Origin of the sequence: Rhodococcus shunpengi (genome assembly GCF_048381395.1) — a bacterium.
Taxonomy (GTDB): Bacteria; Actinomycetota; Actinomycetes; order Mycobacteriales; family Mycobacteriaceae; genus Rhodococcus.
In genome coordinates this window covers 498,553-518,363 of sequence record NZ_JBLWIU010000012.1, presented here as the reverse complement: position 1 = coordinate 518,363, position 19,811 = coordinate 498,553, and the positions used below count along the sequence as shown (strand labels likewise).

General features: G+C 67.2%; 17 protein-coding genes. 15 read left to right on the top strand and 2 right to left on the bottom strand.

Going from position 1 to position 19,811, the window contains the following annotated elements; genetic code table 11:
• Positions 1-12 precede the first annotated feature (12 nt).
• The 6 genes from ACNJ7K_RS07670 (at position 13) to ACNJ7K_RS07645 (ending at position 7,210) form a co-directional block, all read left to right on the top strand.
• A complete protein-coding gene (locus ACNJ7K_RS07670) occupies positions 13-1,170 on the top strand; it encodes an HpcH/HpaI aldolase/citrate lyase family protein (protein ID WP_487041566.1) in 1,158 nt (385 codons plus the stop codon).
• Positions 1,167-2,462: a phosphoribosyltransferase family protein gene (locus ACNJ7K_RS07665; RefSeq protein ID WP_487041440.1), complete on the top strand. Its 1,296-nt coding sequence runs from the start codon at positions 1,167-1,169 to the stop codon at positions 2,460-2,462. Before ACNJ7K_RS07670 ends, ACNJ7K_RS07665 begins: the two co-directional genes overlap by 4 nt.
• Positions 2,459-3,565 carry a cysteine protease StiP family protein gene (locus ACNJ7K_RS07660; protein WP_487041439.1) on the top strand — a complete coding sequence of 369 codons (1,107 nt, stop codon included), beginning with the start codon at positions 2,459-2,461 and terminating at the stop codon, positions 3,563-3,565. Before ACNJ7K_RS07665 ends, ACNJ7K_RS07660 begins: the two co-directional genes overlap by 4 nt.
• A 65-nt stretch (positions 3,566-3,630) precedes the next feature.
• Entirely contained in the window at positions 3,631-4,407 is a 777-nt protein-coding gene (locus ACNJ7K_RS07655; protein WP_487041565.1) for an HAD family hydrolase, read from the top strand.
• A gap of 43 nt (positions 4,408-4,450) precedes the next feature.
• The gene (locus tag ACNJ7K_RS07650; RefSeq protein ID WP_487041438.1) at positions 4,451-5,719 is read left to right on the top strand and encodes a TerD family protein; all 1,269 of its coding nucleotides are present in this window, start codon (positions 4,451-4,453) and stop codon (positions 5,717-5,719) included.
• A 3-nt stretch (positions 5,720-5,722) separates the two neighbouring features.
• Positions 5,723-7,210, top strand: a complete 1,488-nt coding sequence (locus ACNJ7K_RS07645) for a TerD family protein (protein WP_487041437.1) — start codon at positions 5,723-5,725, stop codon at positions 7,208-7,210.
• Positions 7,211-7,231: 21 nt separating this feature from the next.
• Here the strand turns inward: ACNJ7K_RS07645 and ACNJ7K_RS07640 are convergent, their stop codons facing one another.
• Positions 7,232-7,756 carry a pyridoxamine 5'-phosphate oxidase family protein gene (locus tag ACNJ7K_RS07640; RefSeq protein ID WP_487041436.1) on the bottom strand — a complete coding sequence of 175 codons (525 nt, stop codon included), beginning with the start codon at positions 7,754-7,756 and terminating at the stop codon, positions 7,232-7,234.
• A 174-nt stretch (positions 7,757-7,930) separates the two neighbouring features.
• Between ACNJ7K_RS07640 and ACNJ7K_RS07635 the strand changes: the two genes are divergently transcribed.
• The gene (locus ACNJ7K_RS07635) at positions 7,931-9,058 is read left to right on the top strand and encodes a DUF418 domain-containing protein (RefSeq protein WP_487041435.1); all 1,128 of its coding nucleotides are present in this window, start codon (positions 7,931-7,933) and stop codon (positions 9,056-9,058) included.
• On the opposite strand, the gene ACNJ7K_RS07630 is transcribed toward ACNJ7K_RS07635, so the two are convergent.
• Positions 9,031-10,773 (bottom strand): sigma-54-dependent Fis family transcriptional regulator, encoded by a 1,743-nt coding sequence (locus ACNJ7K_RS07630; RefSeq protein ID WP_487041434.1) that lies wholly within the window; start codon positions 10,771-10,773, stop codon positions 9,031-9,033. The two genes, ACNJ7K_RS07635 and ACNJ7K_RS07630, sit on opposite strands and share 28 nt — an antisense overlap.
• A 281-nt stretch (positions 10,774-11,054) precedes the next feature.
• Here ACNJ7K_RS07630 and ACNJ7K_RS07625 point away from each other — a divergent pair, with 281 nt between their 5' ends.
• The 8 genes from ACNJ7K_RS07625 to groL all read left to right on the top strand — a co-directional run bounded on the left by ACNJ7K_RS07625 (position 11,055) and on the right by groL (position 19,809).
• A complete protein-coding gene (locus tag ACNJ7K_RS07625; protein ID WP_120280831.1) occupies positions 11,055-12,683 on the top strand; it encodes a ferritin family protein in 1,629 nt (542 codons plus the stop codon).
• 81 nt (positions 12,684-12,764) lie between these two features.
• On the top strand, positions 12,765-13,808 hold the full coding sequence (locus ACNJ7K_RS07620; protein ID WP_230791835.1) for a 2Fe-2S iron-sulfur cluster-binding protein: 1,044 nt from the start codon (positions 12,765-12,767) through the stop codon (positions 13,806-13,808).
• A gap of 42 nt (positions 13,809-13,850) precedes the next feature.
• Positions 13,851-14,957, top strand: a complete 1,107-nt coding sequence (locus ACNJ7K_RS07615) for an aromatic/alkene monooxygenase hydroxylase subunit beta (protein ID WP_145690506.1) — start codon at positions 13,851-13,853, stop codon at positions 14,955-14,957.
• Entirely contained in the window at positions 14,954-15,295 is a 342-nt protein-coding gene (gene mimD, locus ACNJ7K_RS07610) for a propane 2-monooxygenase effector subunit MimD (RefSeq protein ID WP_174246967.1), read from the top strand. The genes ACNJ7K_RS07615 and mimD overlap by 4 nt, the downstream gene beginning before the upstream one ends.
• 15 nt (positions 15,296-15,310) lie before the next feature.
• Positions 15,311-16,354, top strand: coding sequence for an amidohydrolase family protein (locus ACNJ7K_RS07605; protein WP_016692546.1), 1,044 nt, complete (start codon positions 15,311-15,313; stop codon positions 16,352-16,354).
• Entirely contained in the window at positions 16,351-17,106 is a 756-nt protein-coding gene (locus ACNJ7K_RS07600) for an iron-sulfur cluster assembly protein (protein WP_159417208.1), read from the top strand. Before ACNJ7K_RS07605 ends, ACNJ7K_RS07600 begins: the two co-directional genes overlap by 4 nt.
• Complete coding sequence (locus ACNJ7K_RS07595; RefSeq protein ID WP_230791834.1) at positions 17,103-18,128, top strand: NAD(P)-dependent alcohol dehydrogenase; 1,026 nt, start codon at positions 17,103-17,105, stop codon at positions 18,126-18,128. The genes ACNJ7K_RS07600 and ACNJ7K_RS07595 overlap by 4 nt, the downstream gene beginning before the upstream one ends.
• Before the next feature lie 31 nt (positions 18,129-18,159).
• Entirely contained in the window at positions 18,160-19,809 is a 1,650-nt protein-coding gene (gene groL, locus ACNJ7K_RS07590; protein WP_159417207.1) for a chaperonin GroEL, read from the top strand.
• Positions 19,810-19,811 lie beyond the last annotated feature (2 nt).

Sequence of the window (19,811 nt, the reverse complement as noted above, 5' to 3'; positions counted from 1 at the left end):
GAAGTGCGCGCCATGCAGCACTTTCGGCATCTCGACGGCGCGACGATGGAGGAGTTGTTCCTGCACCGTCCCGGGCCGTTCGGGCACAGCGACGATCGCGACCGCCTGGCGACCGCTCTCGGCGCCACGCTCTACGTACCCGCGACGCGCGGCGATCTCGTCGCGACCATCTCGAAGCGTGCGACCGAGGGTGTGACGTCGATGGTCCTCGACCTCGAGGACGCCGTCGCCGACGACGAGGTCGAGCAGGGCCTGCAGAACGCCGTCGCGACGCTCGATGCGCTCGCCGAACACGGACCGTCGCCGATGATGTTGTTCGTCCGTGTCCGCACGGCCGACGGCGTCGGACGGATCGCGTCGATGCTCGGCGCCGGCAAGGCCGTGCTGACCGGATTCGTGGTGCCCAAGTTCACCGCACACACCGGGCCCGCCTTCCTCGAGGCGGTGGCCGCGGCGTCGGATCTGCTCGGCCGTCACCTCTACGCGATGCCCGTCATCGAGTCGGCCGAGGTCGTCCACCGCGAGACCCGCGACGGCGAATTGCGTGCGATCTCCGGCATCCTCGCCGAACATCGCCACCGTGTCCTCGCCGTCCGGATCGGTGCGACCGACATGTGCGCGACCTTCGGTATCCGGCGCGACCGCGACCTGACGATCTACGACGTGCGCGTCGTCGTCGACGTGATCGCCGACATCGTCAACCACCTCGGGCGTACCGACGGAACGGGTTTCGTCATCACCGGGCCCGTCTGGGAGTACTTCGCCGATCACGAACGCATGTTCCGCCCGATGCTGCGTTCGACGCCCTTCGAGGAGCAGGACGCCGTGCTGTTCCGTCAGCAGCTCGTCAGCCGCGATCTCGACGGTCTGCTACGCGAGATCGCCCTCGACCGCGCCAACGGTATCCAGGGCAAGACCGTCATCCATCCGTCGCATGTCGCTGCGGTACATGCCTTGTCGGCCGTGACCCACGAGGAGTTCCACGATGCGACCGACATCCTCGATCGCGACACCGGCGGTGTGCAGGCCTCGGGATACGGGAACAAGATGAACGAACGGCGACCCCACCGCACGTGGGCCGAGCAGACCCTGTTGCGCGCGTCGGTGTTCGGTGTCACCCGTAAGGGGATCACCTTCGTCGACCTGCTGACGGCGCTGGTGGACCGATGACCGATATTCTCGACATTCCTTGGGCCACCGCAGAACTCGGCTTCGCTCTCGAACATGTGGAGTCGCCGTGCGGTTACACCGTTCCCGAACTCGTCCGACCGGGGCTGCGACGCAATCCACGACGCGCGCACCTGCTCGTCTCCACGGTTCTCGGTAAGCACATCCCCACCGAGCCGGCCGCGGTGCGCGGTGCCGGTCACCGGCTCGGCCGGCTCGTCGCCGATCTCCTCGGCGATGCAACATCCGACGCTGTCGTCATGGGATTCGCCGAAACCGCAACGGGTCTCGGTCACTGCGTGGCCGACGCCCTCGACGCCGCATGCTACCTGCACTCGACGCGACGCCAGGTTCCCGGAGCGGAGGTGCTCACCGGATTCGAGGAGGGGCACTCGCACGCGACCTTCCACCTGCTCCAGCCGACCTCTGGCGCACTGTTCGCCAACGCTGCGCCGCTCGTCCTCGTCGACGACGAGATCTCCACGGGTGCAACGGCCCTCGACGCCATCCGCGCGCTGCACCGCGATCATCCTCGTGATCGTTACGTGCTCGCCTCCCTCGTCGACATGCGGTCGGAGCAGGATCGCCGCCGGACTGCGGAGGTCGCGGCGGAACTCGGCACGACCATCGAGCACGTGAGCCTGGCCGCCGGACGATCCGTCGTCCCCGACGATCTCGTCGCGCGGGTCGCGGCGTTGCCCGACCCTCTCCTCAATCCGGTGGGCGATCGACGCGGCGACGTCCGGTTCCTCCACGCGGCGTGGCCGTCCCACGTGCCCGACGGTGGGCGGCACGGGATGCTGCGGGCCGACGCGACGGCCTTCGACGCGGCGTTGTCGACACTCGCCGACGCGATCGCGGACGTGCGCGATGCCCGGCGTCCCGCCGTCGTCGTCGGACACGAGGAACTGATGTACCTGCCGCTGCGACTCGCCGAGGCGCTCGTCGAACGCGGCACCCCCGCCCGGTTCCAGACCACGACCCGCTCCCCCGTCCACGTGATGGACGTCGACGGATATCCGTTGCGCCGCGGATTCCGTTTCACCGCCCCCGAACACATCGACAGCGAGTTCGAGAACGAGGTGCCGCGCTTCCTCTACAACGCGCAGTGGCCCACGCCGACCGAGGTCCGCGCCGAGCTGATCCTCGTCATCGATTCGCCCGCCGATACCGACCGTCTGCGCGCACCGGGAGGCGTTCTCGACGTGCTCACCGCTGCCGGCGAGGACGTCCTCGTCGTGATCGTGCCCGCCACCGATCCGACGGTGCTGCGCACCCACAGGGAGACCGTATGACCGTGCCACTGACCGGACCCGAGTTCGGCTCCTACGCGCCCGACGAGGTGACGTGGCTGCTCAAGGACCTCTCCCACGCCGACCTCGAGGGCGACATCGCCGAACGTGAGGCACGGATCCAGGCGGGTCTCGCGCACTACGCGGAGTCCCTGCCGATCGAGTACCAGCCCGACGCCGCCTACCGCGAACTGTTCGACAAGGCACTGGCCGGCACAGCGGGCCGGTTGGCGCACGCGGTGGGCACGGTCACCGAACTGCTTCTCTCCGAACGCGGAACCGACCTGACCCTCGTGTCGCTCGCGCGGGCGGGCACCCCGATCGGCATCCTGATCCGCCGGTGGGCGCTGCACCACCACGGGTTGACGCTGCCGCACTACGCCGTGTCGATCGTCCGGGGCCGCGGAATCGACTCCGCCGCCCTCGACCACATCACCGCGCGGCACGATCCCGCGTCGATCGTCTTCGTCGACGGCTGGACGGGCAAGGGCGCGATCGCGCGTGAACTGTCTGCTGCGCTCGCCGAATACACCGCGCGAGGCGGTCCCGTCCTGTCCGACGATCTCGCGGTACTCGCCGACCCCGGCCACTGCGTCCGCACCTACGGCACGCGCGACGACTTCCTCATCGCCTCGGCCTGCCTGAACTCCACCGTCTCCGGACTGGTCTCGCGGACGGTCCTCAACGACAGCCTGATCGGCCCCGGGGAGTTCCACGGCGCCAAGTTCTACGCCGAGCTGGCCGCGGACGACGTGTCGAACCATCTTCTGGACGCCGTCACCTCAGAGTTCGACACGTGCGGCGACGTCGCATCGGCCGCGCAGACAGTGCTCGAATCCGATCGCACCCCCACCTGGGCCGGCTGGGCGTCCGTCGAACGGGTGCGGGCGCAGTACGGCATCTCGAGCGTCAACTTCGTCAAACCCGGTGTCGGAGAGACCACCCGCGTGTTGCTGCGCCGCGTCCCCTGGAAGGTTCTGGTACGCGACATCACCGCCGACGAGCACGCCCACATCCGGATGCTCGCGGCCGCCCGCGACGTTCCCGTCGAGGAGGTTCCCGACCTGGCCTACTCCTGCATGGGCCTGATCAAGGACCTGCCGTGACCAGCACTGCGCCCGCCCTGGTCGCCACCGATCTCGACCGCACCCTCATCTATTCGCGCGCCGCGATGACCGGCGACCAGTTCGACACGCGGGATCTGCTGTGCGTCGAGTACTACGAGGGCGCACCGCTGTCGTACGTCACCGACACTGCTGCACAACAGCTTCGGACGCTCGCCGACGAGGTCGCGATGGTGCCGACGACCACGCGCACACCCGAACAGTTCCGCCGCATCGACCTCCCCGGCGGTCCGTGGCGGTATGCCATCGCGAGCAACGGTGGGTCGATCATCGAGGACGGGCATCTCGACCCGCACTGGCGCAGGACCGTGGAAGCAGCGGTACGCGATGGGGGCGCGAGCCTCGACGAGGTGACGACCGAACTGCGTCGCCGCATCTCCGAGGACTGGGTGTCGAAGTTCCGCATCGCCGACGAGTTGTTCTGCTATCTCGTCGTCGACGTCGCAGCGCAACCGGCGGGATTCCTCGACGACTGGCACGAGTGGTGTTCGACGCGCGGCTGGAACGCCTCGCAGCAGGGCCGGAAGATCTACACGATGCCGAACAGCGTGTGCAAGAGCCGCGCGGTGGCCGAGGTGCACCGGCGGCTCCGCGACCGCGGGGTGCTCGCCGAGGATGCCCCCGTCTTCGCCGCGGGGGACGGTGCGCTCGATGCGGAGATGCTGAAGGCCGCCGACGCCGCGATCCGGCCTCGCCACGGCGAACTCGAACTGATGGACTGGCGCCACCCGACCGTCTCGGTGACCGACGCCGCGGGCGTCACCGCCGGAGAGGAGATTCTCACCTGGTTCGCCCGATCCGCTCGTCTTCCGGTCGCTTCGTAGAGTAGAAGGTGCCCGGTCACCGAACACAGTGAGGACACATCTCTTGCCGACTCCGCTCTCCAAGGGTCAGAACGGACCGCTCACCGCGTCCGACGTCGTCGTCTCGCTCGAGCTGACCACGCCCGCCGATCTGTCCGCACTGCTCGTCAAGGCCGACGGCAAGGTGCGCTCCGACGCCGACTTCGTGTTCTTCAACCAGCCCACCGGGCCGGGTGTGCGTCTCGTATCCGGCGCGCCCGGACAGGCAGCCTCGCTCGCCGTGTCGCTCGCGCAGGTTCCCGCCGACATCGATCAGGTACGCGCCGTGATCACGCTCGACGATGCGTCGAGCAACTTCGGCCGGTTCGCACCGCCCACCGCGCGCGTGTCCGACAGTGCGGGAACGGTGTTGTACGAGTACCGGATCGACGGACTGAGCACCGAATCCATCGTGATCGCGCTGGAGTTGTACCGGCGCCAGGGCGCGTGGAAGGTCCGCGCCGTGGGCCAGGGATATGCGGGCGGATTCGCGGCGCTGGTGACCGATCACGGCGTCAGCGTCGACGACGCACCGGCCCAACCTGCTGCCGCACCGCAGCCCGTCGCTCCCACGCCCGCTCAGGCTCCGCCCGTTCAGCAGACTCCGCCTCCGCCGGTGCAGCAGACCCCACCTCCGGCATATCCGGCGCAGCCGGCACCTCCGGCACAACCTGCCTCTCCGGCACAGCCCGCGGAGGTCAGCCTCACGAAGAACCGCCCGGTGAGCCTGGTGAAGGGCCAGAAGGTCACCCTCCGCAAGGACGGCGGCGTCGCGTTGACCTTCCTGCGCATGGGGCTCGGCTGGGATCCGGTGGAGAAGCGCGGCCTGTTCGGCAACCGCTCCGCCGACATCGACCTCGACGCCTCGGCCGTGATGTTCGCCGACAACCAGATCGCCGACGTCGTGTACTACGGCCAGCTGCAGTCGAAGGACGGTTCGGTCCAGCACCAGGGCGACAACCTCACCGGTGCCGGTGAGGGCGACGACGAGGTGATGCTCGTCGACCTCACGCGGGTCCCCGCCCATGTCACGACGGTGATGTTCATCGTCACCTCCTACAAGGGCCATACCTTCGAGCAAGTGAAGAATGCGTTCTGCCGTCTCATCGACGGCACGATCGACACCGAGCTGGCCCGCTACACGCTGCAGGGTGGCATGCCGTTCACGGGCATGGTCATGGCGAAGGTCTACCGCCAGGGCAGCGAATGGAAGCTGCAGGCCATCGGCGAGGGCATGCAGGCGAAGCATCCCGGTGAGGCTGCGCCGCAATTGGGCCGGTTCCTGGCCGTCTGACCGGTGGGCGAGCTCTTCACAGCGGGGCGCAACGCCCCGCTGCCGACCCGCACGGCCCGTTTCACGGCGACCGCATCCGTCCCGCTCGACGTGTGCGCGTTCGTCGTGGACGACGGCCTGCAGGTGGCGTCCTCCGACGACGTCGTGTTCTACAACCAGCCCGGCACGCCCGGCGTTCGACTCGAGGGTGAGGTGATCGTCGTCGACGTCGACTCGGTCCGTCCCGGTGCACGCGTGCTGTGCGCGGTCGGCTGCGAGCGACCCGCAGCCGTGTCGGCCTCGTTGTCCGACGCGGCGGGCACCGTCCTCGCGTCGTTTCACGTGGAACCGGCGGTCGGTACCGAGACGGCGCTGCTGTGCTGGGAGATCTACCGTCGTCACGACGAATGGAAGATCCGCGCCCTCGGCCAGGGATACGCCGGTGGACTCGCCGAGATGTTCACCGCGCACGGAGTGGATGTCGAGTCACCCTCCGATGCGGAGAAGGTGGCCGCTCCCGGGGCCGATCCCGTCATCGGCCTCTCACCCCTCGAGGTGTTGTGGCGGATCTTCGAGGACGCCGCCCGGTCGGCCGCCGCGTACACGTCGAGTGTGGAGTTCGCCCAGCACCGCTTCGACGACGAACTCTCGGCAGCCGTGGCCGATCCCGCCCGGCGCATGGAGCCCGAGGCCGACCGTGCCCGGGCACGTGCGCAGCAGCGCTACGACGAGCTCGTCGGTGTCGCCGAGGTCCGCTACCGCGACGACAGTGCGGTGCTCGCCGCCGAGCTGCTCACCGTCGACGCGACGTTGCCGCCCGCACTCGCATCGTGGATCTCCCCGGCCTGGATGCACCTGCACCTGCCGAGCGACGGCGTGCGGGTGGGTGAGGTGACGGCGCCCGATCTGGGTCCGCTGCGCATCCCCCTGTGTCTGCCGGCGCCGCTCACGCGACCGTTGTGGATCGACGGTGATCCGGCCGAACTCGGTCCCGTCGTGTCGTCCGTGGTCGTGCGGCTGCTCACGGCCCGGCCCGACACCCTGTTGCACCTCGTCGATCCAGGGCGGACGCTGCCCGCACTCGAACCCCTCACCGCAGCCCGACTTGCCGGACCACCCGTCCACGACCGGTCACAGGTCCCCGCCAAACTCCGAGGGCTGGCCGACGCGGCGGACCTCGACGCGCTCGCCCGGCAGGTCGACGCGGAGACCGCCTCACCCGTGTTGCTGGTCCTCGCCGGGTTCCCCTACGGCTACGACCACGACGACCTGATCGAGATCGTCCGGATCGCGCGTACCGGCAGTGCCGGTCGGGTCTCGGTCGTCCTCGCGGGCGATCCATCGGACGATCAGGTCGCGGAGATGCTGTGGGACGAGGCGCAGAAGCTCCCCGTCGACGGGGAGCTGGCCGATCCGTGGACGGGAGGCCGGTGGACGTTCGTTCCCGACAGCCTGCCCACCGAGACCGAGCATCTGCGCGGCGCGCTGGGTGGGAGCTCGCTCCCGGAGTGATCCAATCCTCGGACGACGGGGTCAGCGCCGGTCGACGAGCGCCGTGAAATCGGGCGCGTACACGGTCATCCAATGCGGATCCAGGCGGTAGTAGACCACCTCCTCGTCCCAGTCGAACGCGTCCCCGCCGTAGAACGACTGAAGGTAGGCGAGTAGTTCGGGCCAGTCGTCGGCCGGCTCACCGCCGCACGGGTTGAGAATCTCCACGTGACCGTGCGTGAACACGCCGAGGTCCTCCCCGCGTATGTGCGCCGCGCTGACTGCGGGACGTGCGGCGAGATGCCGGGCCTTGGCGGCGTTGGGGGCCGTGCCGAAGTACCACTTGCCGTGCAGGAAGTGTCCGTCCACACCGCTGATGCGCGGTTCACCGCCGGCGGTGACCGTCGCCAGCGAGAGGACGCACATGCCCGTGAGCACCTCGACGAGCTGCTCGGCCGTGAGGGTCCGCGACGCGTCGACGATCGACCTCAGATGGGATGTGGACCGGGACAGCGACGTGTCGAGGAGCACCTGGAGTTCGGCGAGTTCGGTGGGGGTTTCGTGCATGACTCCATGCTCACATCACCGAGGCCCACGGGACCCGACAGTTCTTGCTCTGTTCCACCTCGCCGCTCCATGCTCTCGGGGAGACCACCGAGCGCCGGGTCACCCGCATGGAGGACCCGCCATCCCCCGGTCGGCCGACGCGCACCGCACCCTCCGCGTCGCATGGTGAGGACCATGACGGTCACCGATCCGACGACGCGACAGCGACGCATCCTCGCCCTCGACGTGGCCCGGGGAATCGCCATCCTCGGCACCTTCGCCGCCAATGTCTGGATCTTCACCGATCCCGCCGGCATCGTCGGCTATCTCGCCTCGGTCGGCACCGATCCGTGGCCGCAACGCATCCTCATGCAGCTCACACAGGGGAAGTTCCTCGGGCTACTCACGCTGATGTTCGGGATCGGCCTGGCCGTGCAGGCGGCCTCCGCACAGCGAGCGGGGCGGCCGTGGCCCGGCGGCTACCGGGTACGCGCCGCCCTGCTCCTCGTCGACGGGCTCGTGCACTACCTGCTCGTCGCCGAGTTCGACATCCTCATGGGATATGCACTGACGTCCATGCTCGTGTGCGGGCTCGTGATCTCCTCCGGTCGTGTGCGGTTGTGGGTCGCGGGTGCGGCCGTCGCTGTGCACGCGCTGGCCGTGACCGCGCTCGTCGTGGCGCTCGCCGGTTCACCGCCGAATCCGGAGACCCCCGAGTTGACCACCGCCACCTGGTGGGACATGGTCGTCTTCCGCGTGGACAACGCCGCTGCGTTCCGCGCCGAGGTGATCTTCGTGATCCCGATGACGGTCGCGCTGTTCCTGACCGGTGCCGCACTGTATTCGACCGGTCTGTTCGACAGCAGAGGTGCGGTGCTGCGCCGACGGCTGATGGTGGTCGGCGCGATCGCGGCGCCTCTCGATCTCGCCGCAGGTCTGTTCGGTGGTGCCGCAGGTGTATTCGCAGCGCGCTACGGCATCGCACCGTTCGTCGCGCTCGGCCTGCTGGCGTGGATCGCCCATTTCTACATCGGCAGGTCCACGACCGGCACGGTCGGTACCGCCTGTGAACGCATCGGGCGGACCGCGCTGAGTTGCTACATCCTGCAGAACATCGTCGCGTCGGTGCTCTGTTACGACTGGGGATTCGGCCTGGCGAAGACCGTGGACGCCGACATGCGGGTCCCGTTCACGATTGCGGTGTACGTTGCGGTGGGAGCGGTGATGGTGGTCGGATCCCGGTGGTGGCTCGGCCGATTCCGTCAGGGTCCGGTCGAATGGGCGTGGCGGGTGTCCTACGAGCGGCTGTCGGAACGTCGTTGACGTGTCGTCCGCTCCCGTTTCGAAGCGCGGCCGAATTCGATTCCGTACTCGCGGATCTTGCGGTAGATCGTCGCGCGCGACATCCCCAGAGCATGTGCCGCGGCGGCCTTGTCGCCGTTGTGGAGCGCGAGGGCGTCGACCACCGCGTCGCGTTCGAGCGATTCGATTCTCGTCAGGCGCCGGCGGGTGGCCGACCGGCACTCCGCGGGCAGATCGTCGAGCTCGATCGTGCCGGACCGTCGGCGCCTGAAGATGTCCTCGAGCACCGTTCGAAGATGTGTCACGTTGCCCTGCCACGACAGTCGCGCGAGCTGGTTCGCCGCGGCGCGGGACAACGTCAGGTTCTCGGCACCCATCGAATCGAGCAGGAAGCGGGACAGTTCGGGCAGATCGTCGACGTGGTGGCGCAACGGGGGCACCGGCACGGTCTTGGGGAACAACCGCAACAGCGGATGCGTATCGGGCAGGCCGTCGGTCGAATCCATCGTGACCGTCACCCAGGAATCGTCCGCAATGGATTTCGACGCCGCATCGAGCAGGAGATCGCTCACCGCATCGAGGGTGTCGCCGTCGAGTCCGTCGACGCGGCGGATCAGCAGATCCGCTCCCTCGTCCACCGCCGCCGCGATCCGCTCGAGGAGCTCGTCGACGCTCACCGTCGACGCATCCGCCGAGACGAGAAGGCGCCCGCTCCTGGCGTATTCGTGCACCGCACGGACCAGGGCCGACCTTCCGGAGCCCGGCTCGCCGTCGACGACGATCCACTCGGTCCGCGCACAGGCGTCGAACACCTCCTCGACGGCGCGCGTCCACGTGGCGCTCGTACCGACGACGGACCGCAGAACCGGAGCGCCACCGCGACCGGCCGTCCGTGCCCTCCCGCGGCTCACCTGTTCCTTGATGTGCACGATCCCGCCTGCGAGCCTGTCGTCGACGAAGGTGGGCCGGTAGGACAACCGTGCGGTGACGCCGCTCGGCAGGTCGGCGAGGAGCGTGAACGGTTCGGACCTGCCCCGCGAGTCGCGGGTGCGGTCGATGATGGCCGCCTGGTCACGCGAATCGAACACGCGCTGCGTGAGGTCGTTCATCATGAGCACTTCGTCGCCGATCGCGATGACCGGTCGGCCCGAATGCTGGCAGGCGAGGTGGTAGTCGCGCAGCAGCGCGCGGTCGAGCTCGCCGGCCTCCTCGAGGATCTGTTCCCGGATCCGCTGCGCGACCATCTTCGCGAACGACAGCAGCAGCGCATTGGTGTTCTCCGCCAGGGTGGTCAGGTCCACGGCGCCGAGCACCGCCCCGGTCACCGGATGGGTCACCGGAGCGCCCGCACACGAGAACCGGCGTAGACGTCCGTTGTAGTGCTCGTCGCCGCGGATGAGCAGGGGTGCGCCCACCTCGAGGGAGGTGCCGATGCCGTTCGTGCCGACGCTCGTCTCGGCGTACCGGAACCCGGGGGCGAGATGGACGCTGTCGAGCGCAGCGGCGAGACCGGGGTCTCCGAGGTGCCGGCGCAGCACGGTTCCGGAGGCGTCGGTGAGGATGAGCGAGACGGGTTCGCTGTCGATCTCCTGGGCCATCGCATCCAGCACCGGCGCCGCAGCGCGGGTGAGCACGGTGTCCACCGTGTCCGGGTCGACGTAGTCGGCGCCCGGCTGGTCGGTGTCGACGTTCGCCTGCGCCGATCGCAACCACGACACGCGCAGCCAGTGCCTCATCCGACCGATATCGCCCGGTGCGATCGCACTACCTCCGGCTTCGTCTCGGGATGCTGCGCGTTTCGACGCAGCACCCGGTCTGTCTGCACTCACCGTCGATCTCCCGATTGTCGGTCGCGCGGGTCGCTCTTCGGAATGTTTCGAACGCAACTTTAACGCTTCAAACTGTGATCCACGTCTCAGAATGAGACAGATTGTGTGTTTCTTCCGGGGTTGTATCGACATCACCCCCGATCTCCCGACGGCCGGCGCCAGCCGGCTCCCGATCCAGGAGGCACACATTGAGCAGGCAGAGCCTCACCAAGGCGCATGCGAAGATCACCGAACTGTCGTGGGAACCCACCTTCGCGACACCCGCGACCCGCTTCGGCACCGACTACACCTTCGAGAAGGCCCCGAAGAAGGATCCGCTCAAGCAGATCATGCGGTCGTACTTCCCGATGGAGGAGGAGAAGGACAACCGCGTCTACGGCGCCATGGACGGCGCCATCCGCGGCAACATGTTCCGCCAGGTCCAGCAACGCTGGCTCGAATGGCAGAAGTTGTTCCTGTCGATCATCCCGTTCCCCGAGATCTCCGCGGCCCGCGCGATGCCCATGGCCATCGACGCCGTGCCCAATCCCGAGATCCACAACGGGCTCGCGGTGCAGATGATCGACGAGGTTCGTCACTCGACGATTCAAATGAACCTCAAGAAGCTGTACATGAACAACTACATCGACCCGGCCGGCTTCGACATCACGGAGAAGGCGTTCGCGAACAACTACGCGGGCACCATCGGCCGGCAGTTCGGTGAAGGATTCATCACCGGCGACGCCATCACCGCCGCGAACATCTACCTGACGGTGGTCGCCGAGACCGCCTTCACCAACACGCTTTTCGTCGCGATGCCCGACGAGGCCGCCGCCAACGGCGACTACCTGCTGCCCACGGTCTTCCACTCCGTGCAGTCGGACGAGTCCCGGCACATCTCCAACGGCTACTCGATCCTGCTGATGGCCCTCGCCGACGAACGCAACCGTCCGCTCCTCGAACGCGACCTGCGGTACGCGTGGTGGAACAACCACTGCGTCGTCGACGCCGCGATCGGCACCTTCATCGAGTACGGCACGAAGGACCGCCGGAAGGACCGCGAATCGTACGCCGAGATGTGGCGGCGGTGGATCTACGACGACTACTACCGCAGCTACCTGCTCCCGCTCGAGAAGTACGGGCTCACCATCCCGCACGATCTCGTCGAGGAGGCGTGGAAGCGCATCACCGAGAAGAGCTACGTGCACGAGGTGGCACGCTTCTTCGCGACCGGCTGGCCGGTGAACTACTGGCGGATCGACGCGATGACCGACGCCGACTTCGAATGGTTCGAGGAGAAGTATCCCGGCTGGTACTCGAAGTTCGGCAAGTGGTGGGAGAACTACAACCGTCTCGCCCATCCCGGACGCAACAAGCCGATCGCCTTCGAGGACGTGGGATACCAGTACCCCCACCGGTGCTGGACGTGCATGGTGCCGTGCCTCGTCCGCGAGGACATGGTGGTCGAGAAGGTCGACGACCAGTGGCGCACCTACTGCTCGGAGCCGTGCTACTGGACCGACGCGGTCGCCTTCCGCGGCGAGTACGAGGGCCGCGAGACCCCGAACATGGGTCGCCTCACCGGTTTCCGTGAATGGGAGACGCTGCACCACGACAAGGATCTCGCCGACATCGTCCAGGACCTCGGTTACGTCCGCGACGACGGGAAGACCCTCATCGGCCAGCCGCACCTCGATCTCGACCCGAAGAAGATGTGGACCCTGGACGACGTGCGGGGCAACACCTTCCAGAGCCCGAACGTGCTGCTGAACCAGATGTCGGACGCGGAACGGGAAGCACACGTCGCAGAGTACCGCGCCGGTGCCACTCCGCTCTGACACACCCCGGTCCGGCCGGCGCGGTCACACCCCCTGCATCCGCGCCGGCCGGGTCCCCCTACCGAAGTACAGGAGGTTCCAGTGGCCGACACCCACCGCATCCACTTCGAACCCGTCGACATCGAAATGGACGTCGCCGAGGACGAGAAGATCCTCGACGCGGCCTTCCGGCAGGGCATCCACCTGATGCACGGATGTCGTGAGGGGCAATGCTCGGCCTGCAAGTCCTACGTCCTCGACGGCGACATCCAGATGGACCGCTACTCCACCTTCGCCTGCAACGACGCCGAGGTCGAGGAGGGATACGTCCTGCTCTGCCGCTCGCATTCGTTCAGCGACTGCACCATCGAACTGCTCAACTTCGACGAGGACGAATTGCTCGGCGGCGTGCCGATCCAGAACGTCCGGACCGAGGTGGTCTCGATCGAACCGGTCACCCGGGACATCGTCGCGCTCGAGGTCCGGCCGATCGAACCGGAGGTCTTCGAGTTCAAGGCCGGCCAGTACGCCGACATCACCATCCCCGGAACCGAGGATCACCGGTCGTTCTCCATGGCCACCACCCCGGCGACCACCGATCGGGTGCAGTTCCTCATCAAGAAGTATCCCGGCGGTGTCTTCTCGGGCCTGCTCGACGACGGTCTGCACGTGGGAGACGAACTGGCACTGACGGGTCCGTACGGATCGTCGACGCTCAAGGACGGTCACGTGCTGCCCATCGTCTGCATCGGTGGCGGGGCCGGGATGGCGCCCATCCTGTCGCTGTTGCGGCACATGAGCGAGACCTCCGATCCGCGCCCGGTGCGCTTCTACTACGGCGCCCGCACCGCCGCCGACCTGTTCTACCTCGACGAGATACGAGAATTCTCGAAAAGCTTACGGGACTTCGTCTTCGTGCCATGCTTGTCGGAGAGCGCGGACTGCCTTCCCGACGATCTCACCGGGGTGGAGACGGGCATGGTTCCGGACGTGGTCGGTGCGCACGAGACCGAACTCCACCGGTGCGAGACGTATCTGTGCGGCCCGCCCCCGATGGTGGATGCCACCCTCGAGCTCCTCGAGAGCAGGAACGTCCCGAAGGACCAGATCTTCTACGACAAGTTCACCAGCCCGACCTTCGAGTGATCGAAGCTCCCCACTTCGTCCCAGCGACAGGAGAATCCACAGATGACCGCCACTGCAGAGCCCCAGAGGCGCAGTTTCCCGCGCATCGAGTTCACCGATGCCGAGGCCGGCGCACTGGAGTTCCCGAGTTCGAAGAGCCGCACCTACAACTACTACAAGCCGGCGAAGCTGCGGGCGACGACCTACGAGGACGTCACCGTCGACGTGCAACCCGACCCCGAGCGGCACCTGAGCCAGGGCTGGATCTACGGATTCGGCAACGGCCCCGGAGGCTACCCGAAGGAATGGACGGTCGCGAAATCATCGGACTGGCACCAGTTCCGGGATCCGAACGAGGAGTGGGACCAGTCGATCTACCGCAACAACGCGGCGGTCGTCCGGCAGGTGGACCTGTGCCTGAAGAACGCGAAGCGGGCACGCGCGTACGAGGTGTGGAACACCCCCTGGCTCACGTTCATCGCCCGGAACCTCGGTGCGTGGATGCACGCCGAGAACGGTCTCGGTCTGCACGTGTTCACGTCGATCCAGCGGTCGGGACCGACCAACATGATCAACACCGCGGTGGCGGTCAACGCGGCACACAAGCTGCGGTTCGCGCAGGACCTGGCGCTGTTCAATCTCGACCTCTCCGAATCCGGTGTGCCGTTCGACGGATCGGCCCACAAGGAGGTCTGGCAGTCCGCCCCCGAATGGCAGCCCACCCGCGAAGTGGTCGAACGCCTGACGGCAGTGGGCGACTGGTGCGAACTGCTCTTCGCCACCAACATCGTCTTCGAGCAGCTGGTGGGATCGCTCTTCCGCACCGAGTTGATCATGCAGATCGCCGCCCGCAACGGCGACTACATCACCCCGACGATCGTCGGCACCGGCGAACACGACTACGACCGCGACCTCTCGTACACCCGGGCTCTGTACCGAATGCTCACGCGCGACGAGGAATTCGGTGAATCCAACAAGGAACTGTTCTCGTCGTGGATGAGCACGTGGGTGCCGCGGTGCATCGACGCGGCACGGGCGTTGCAGCCGATCTGGTCGCAGCCGTCCGACAAGGCGATCACCTTCGCCTCGAGCCTCGAAACCGCCCAGTCCAAGTTCCGGTCCCTGCTCGAGGAGATCGGCCTGGAAGCACCGAAGGAGTTGGACCAGTGAGCATGAATTTCGGATCCTCCACCGAATTCTCCAACAAGTGCGGAGTGACGCTCATGAACACTCCGATCGGCCGCGTCGTCGCCGACGTCATGGGTGCGAAGGAGGGAGTGGAACTGACGGAGTACCCGTCGATGATCCGCGTCGACGGCACCAGGTTGCTCGAGTTCGACTACGACGAGCTCACCGAGGCCCTCGGCAGCGAGTTCGACGGATCGATCTTCGAGGAGATCAGCTCGACCCACTACGGACGCATGGTGCATCTCGACGACAGGACCATGTTGTTCGCCAGCCCCGAGGACGCCGCCGAGTACATCGGCTTCGACCTCACCGCGCCCTAGGAATCGAGGTACGACATGTATTCCAAGAACGACGAGAACTACTTCATCGTCGACGCTCACGTACACATCTGGGACGCACGGGCTTCCAACCTGAAGAACATCCACGGCCAGCAGTTCATCGACTGCTTCTACGACTACCACAGGAACCTCAGCCCGCAGGAGGAGGTGTGGGACTTCGACACCTACGCCTACTACGGCAGCGAGAGGTTCATGAAGGACCTGTTCGTCGACGGCTACGTCGACCACGCGATCTTCCAGGCGACGCTGCTGAGCGAGTTCTACAAGACCGGCTTCGGGCAGACCGAGGAGTGCCTCGCCCTCACCCGCAAGCATCCGGGCAAGCTCACCTACAACCACGCCTACGATCCGCGTCACGAGGAGGCCGGCCTCGAACAGTTGCGGCGCGACGCGGAAAGCATGAACCTGCAGGGCGTCAAGCTCTACACGGCCGAATGGTTCGGCGACTCCCGCGGATACAAGCTCGACGACAAGTGGTCGCGCCGTTATCTCGAGGAATGTATCGAGCTGGGCATCAAGAACATCCACGTGCACAAGGGCCCGACCATCAGGCCGCTCGACCGTGATGCCTTCGATGTCGCCGACATCGACAAGGTTGCCACCGACTACACCGACCTGCGGTTCGTCGTCGAGCACGTCGGACTGCCCCGCCTCGAGGACTTCTGCTGGATCGCGACGCAGGAATCCAACGTGTACGGCGGTCTGGCCGTGGCGATCCCGTTCATCCACACCCGCCCGCGCTATTTCGCGCAGATCATCGGCGAGCTGATGTACTGGATCGGCGAGGACAAGATCCTGTTCTCGAGCGACTACGCGCTGTGGACACCACGCTGGCTGATCGAGAAGTTCGTGGACTTCCAGATCCCCGAGGACATGACCGAATACGCACCGCTGACCACCGACCAGAAGAAGAAGATCCTCGGACTCAACGCGGCGGCGCTGTACGACATCGATGTGCCCGCGGAGTTGCGGCTTCCCGAACCAGCCGGACAGGAAGGGGTCGAGGTCGCCGCGGGAGCGCAGGAAGCGGTGTCGTCATGACGGTCGGACCGGTGACGGCCGACGACGTCCTGCGGGCGTTGTCGGACGTCACCGACCCCGAACTGGACGAGCCCATCACCGATCTCGGGTTCGTCCGGTCGGTGGTCCTCGACGACGAGGGCGTCACCGTCCACCTGCGTCTGCCCACGGCCTTCTGCTCACCCAACTTCGCGTACCTGATGGCCTCGGACGCGCAGGACGTGCTCGAGGCCGTCGAGGGGATCGGGCAGGTGCGGGTGCTGCTCGACGACCACCACGACAGCCACAAGATCAACACCGGATTGGCGGCGAACGCCGGCTACCGCGGCACCTTCGGGGTCGAGGCCGTCGACAGTCTCGAGGATCTGCGGCACACCTTCCTGCGCAAGGCCCATCTCGCGGCGCTCGAACGCTGCGTCGAGGCGCTGCTCCGCACCACCGAGCTCACTCTCGACGACCTGCCGTCGCTCACCCTGAGCGACATCCCGCCCGGCCGGTACCGGTCGGCCCTGATCCGGCGACGCCTGGCGCTCGGCCTGACGCTGTGTCCTGCGGGACGGGTCTTCGTCGACGACGACGGCAGAACGATTCCGGCCGAGAAGATTCCGATGCGACTGCGGTTCGCGAAGTCCGTGCGCATCTCCATGGAGGGCAACTCCCACTTCTGCCGGGGACTGCTCGCCACCCGCTACGCCGACGACGACGGGACCGCCGGCCCGCGGATCGTCGACGCCAGATCCACCTCGTCCGTTCCAGTCAGGAGGGTGTCATGAAGGCCGTCCAGGTCGTGGGTTACCACACGAAACTGCAGCTCACCGAGGTGCCGGAACCGAAGATCGAAGGTCCCCTCGACGTGATCGTCCGCATCGGCGGTGCCGGGGTGTGCCGCACTGACATCCACATCCTCGAAGGACAGTGGGCGGAGAAGAGCGGCGTCGAACTGCCGTACACGATCGGCCACGAGAACGCCGGATGGGTGCACGCCGTGGGGAATGCGGTCACGAACGTCGCGGTGGGCGACAAGGTGATCCTGCACCCGCTCATCACGTGCGGTCAGTGCCGCGCGTGCCGCTCCGGCGACGACGTGCACTGCGAGAACAACGCCTTCCCCGGTATCGACACCCACGGTGGCTACGCCGAATACCTGAAGACGACCTCCCGCAGCGTCGTCCGTATCGACGATTCGCTCGAACCCGCGGACGTCGCTGCTCTCGCCGATGCAGGCCTGACGGCCTACCACGCAGTCGCCAAGGCAGCCAAACTTCTTCACCCGGGCGACACCTGCGTGATGATCGGCGCGGGCGGTCTCGGCCACATCGGCATCCAGGTGCTGAAGGCGATCTCGGCGGCCACACTCGTCGTCGTCGACCGCAATCCCGACGCCGTGGAACTCGCCGCCGAGATCGGCGCCGACCACGCGATCGTCGCCGACGGCACCCACATACAGCAGGTCCTCGATCTCACCGGCGGCAAAGGAGCCGAGGCCGTCGTGGACTTCGTCGGCGAAGGCGGCGCCACCAAGGAAGGCGTGGCGATGCTGCGACGCGCCGGCAACTACTACGTCGTCGGCTACGGCGAGAACATCGACGTCCCCACCATCGACATCGTCTCGACGGAGATCAACTTCATCGGCAATCTCGTCGGCTCCTACAACGACCTGCAGGACCTGATGGTCCTTGCCGCGCAGGGCAAGGTCACGCTCCACACCACGAAGTACCCGCTCGACCAGTTCCAGCAGGCCATCGACGATCTCGATGCCGGTCGCGTCCGCGGTCGCGCGATCCTCGTTCCCTGATCCCGAACCGCATCGACGAAAGGAAACCGCCATGGCCAAGGATCTGCGGTTCGAACAGGAAGCCCGCACCCTGCTCGAATACGGCGTCAACGCGCTCGCCGACGCGGTGAAGGTGACGCTCGGCCCCAAGGGACGCAACGCCGTCCTGGAGAAGCTCACCGGCCCGCCGACCATCACCAACGACGGCGTCACCATCGCCCGGGAGATCCAGCTGCGCGACCCCTTCGCGAACATGGGGGCGCAGCTGGTCAAGGAAGTCGCGATGAAGACCAACGGGACGGTCGGCGACGGCACCACCACCGCCACCGTGCTCGCGCAGGCCATGGTCCGCGAAGGGCTCCGGGCGGTCGAGGCGGGCGCCAACCCGATGCGTGTGCGTCGCGGCATCGAACGCACCGTGCCCGTCGTCGTCGACGCCGTGCGGGCCCACGCCGTGCAGATCCGCGACCGGCAGGATCTCGCCCGCATCGCGACCCTCGCCGCCAGCGACGACGACGCGATCGGTGAGGTCATCGCCGACGCCGTCGCGCATGTGGGACGCTCCGGCATCGTCACCACAGAAGAGTCCGACACGCTCGGCATGTCGGTGGACGTCGTCGACGGCATCGAGTTCGACCACGGCTACATCTCCGGCTACATGGTCACCGACCCCGAGCGCATGGAGTCGGTCCACGAGAACCCGCTGGTGCTGCTCACCAACAAGAAGATCAGCCAGGTGCAGGACATCATGCCGAGCATCGAGGCGGCCAAGCGCGCCGACCGGCCGCTGGTGGTGCTGGCGGAGGACGTCGACGGACCGGCGCTGCACCTGCTCGTCGGCGGCAACATGCACAAGACGATGCAGTCCGTCGTCGTGCGCGCCCCGGGCTTCGGGCACCGGCGGGTCGCCGAACTCGAGGATCTCGCGGTGGCGCTCGGCGGTCACGTCGTCGCCAAGGACACCGGTATCGAACTGTCCGAGGTCACGCGTGAGCACCTGGGCTCGTGCGATCGCATCACGGTCACCGAGAACGACACGACGATCGTCGGGGGTCACGGCGATCCTAATCTCGTGCAGGCCCGCATCGCGCAGCTCGAGACCCAGCTGCGGCGCGCCCGCATCGACGCCGATCAGGACGCGCTGCAACTGCGGCTGGCACGGCTGACCGGCAGTGTTGCGGTCATCAAGGTCGGTGGCGCGACCAGCGTCGAACTCAAGGAGCGGATGCTGCGGGTCGAGGACGCACTCGCCGCGACCCGCGCGGCTCTCGAGGAGGGTGTCGTCGCCGGTGGCGGCACGGCACTCGGGCAGGCCCACCGGGCGCTGGCCGACCTCGATCTTCCGGGCGACGAAGCAGTCGGACGCGACGTGGTGCGGCGGGCGCTCGCCGAACCGATGCGCCGCATCGCGATCAATGCGGGCTTCGACGGCGACCAGGTCGCCGAGGTCGTCGAGGGGCTGCCGCTCGGTCACGGATTCAACGCCCTCACCGGTGAGTACGGCGATATGTTCGACGAGGGCGTGATCGACCCGTTCAAGGTCACCCGGGCGGCCTTCGAGAGCGCGGCGTCGATCGCGGCCCTGCTCATCACCACCGAGACCGCCGTGGTCGAGGAGGTCATGGGTAATCCCGGGGCGATCCCCGCGCCGGGCTTCGGCGACCTCGCCGAAGGCATGATCCGTCCCTCGAACATCTACTGACC

Excerpts from the sequence above, each read along its gene's own strand:
- ACNJ7K_RS07670 (WP_487041566.1), top strand. The coding sequence starts at position 13 with ATGCAGCACTTTCGGCATCTCGACGGCGCGACGATGGAGGAGTTGTTC.
- ACNJ7K_RS07665 (WP_487041440.1), top strand. The coding sequence starts at position 1,167 with ATGACCGATATTCTCGACATTCCTTGGGCCACCGCAGAACTCGGCTTC.
- ACNJ7K_RS07660 (WP_487041439.1), top strand. The coding sequence starts at position 2,459 with ATGACCGTGCCACTGACCGGACCCGAGTTCGGCTCCTACGCGCCCGAC.
- ACNJ7K_RS07655 (WP_487041565.1), top strand. The coding sequence starts at position 3,631 with ATGACCGGCGACCAGTTCGACACGCGGGATCTGCTGTGCGTCGAGTAC.
- ACNJ7K_RS07640 (WP_487041436.1), bottom strand. The coding sequence starts at position 7,756 with ATGCACGAAACCCCCACCGAACTCGCCGAACTCCAGGTGCTCCTCGAC.
- ACNJ7K_RS07635 (WP_487041435.1), top strand. The coding sequence starts at position 7,931 with ATGACGGTCACCGATCCGACGACGCGACAGCGACGCATCCTCGCCCTC.
- ACNJ7K_RS07630 (WP_487041434.1), bottom strand. The coding sequence starts at position 10,773 with ATGAGGCACTGGCTGCGCGTGTCGTGGTTGCGATCGGCGCAGGCGAAC.
- ACNJ7K_RS07615 (WP_145690506.1), top strand. The coding sequence starts at position 13,851 with ATGACCGCCACTGCAGAGCCCCAGAGGCGCAGTTTCCCGCGCATCGAG.
- ACNJ7K_RS07605 (WP_016692546.1), top strand. The coding sequence starts at position 15,311 with ATGTATTCCAAGAACGACGAGAACTACTTCATCGTCGACGCTCACGTA.
- ACNJ7K_RS07600 (WP_159417208.1), top strand. The coding sequence starts at position 16,351 with ATGACGGTCGGACCGGTGACGGCCGACGACGTCCTGCGGGCGTTGTCG.
- ACNJ7K_RS07595 (WP_230791834.1), top strand. The coding sequence starts at position 17,103 with ATGAAGGCCGTCCAGGTCGTGGGTTACCACACGAAACTGCAGCTCACC.
- groL (WP_159417207.1), top strand. The coding sequence starts at position 18,160 with ATGGCCAAGGATCTGCGGTTCGAACAGGAAGCCCGCACCCTGCTCGAA.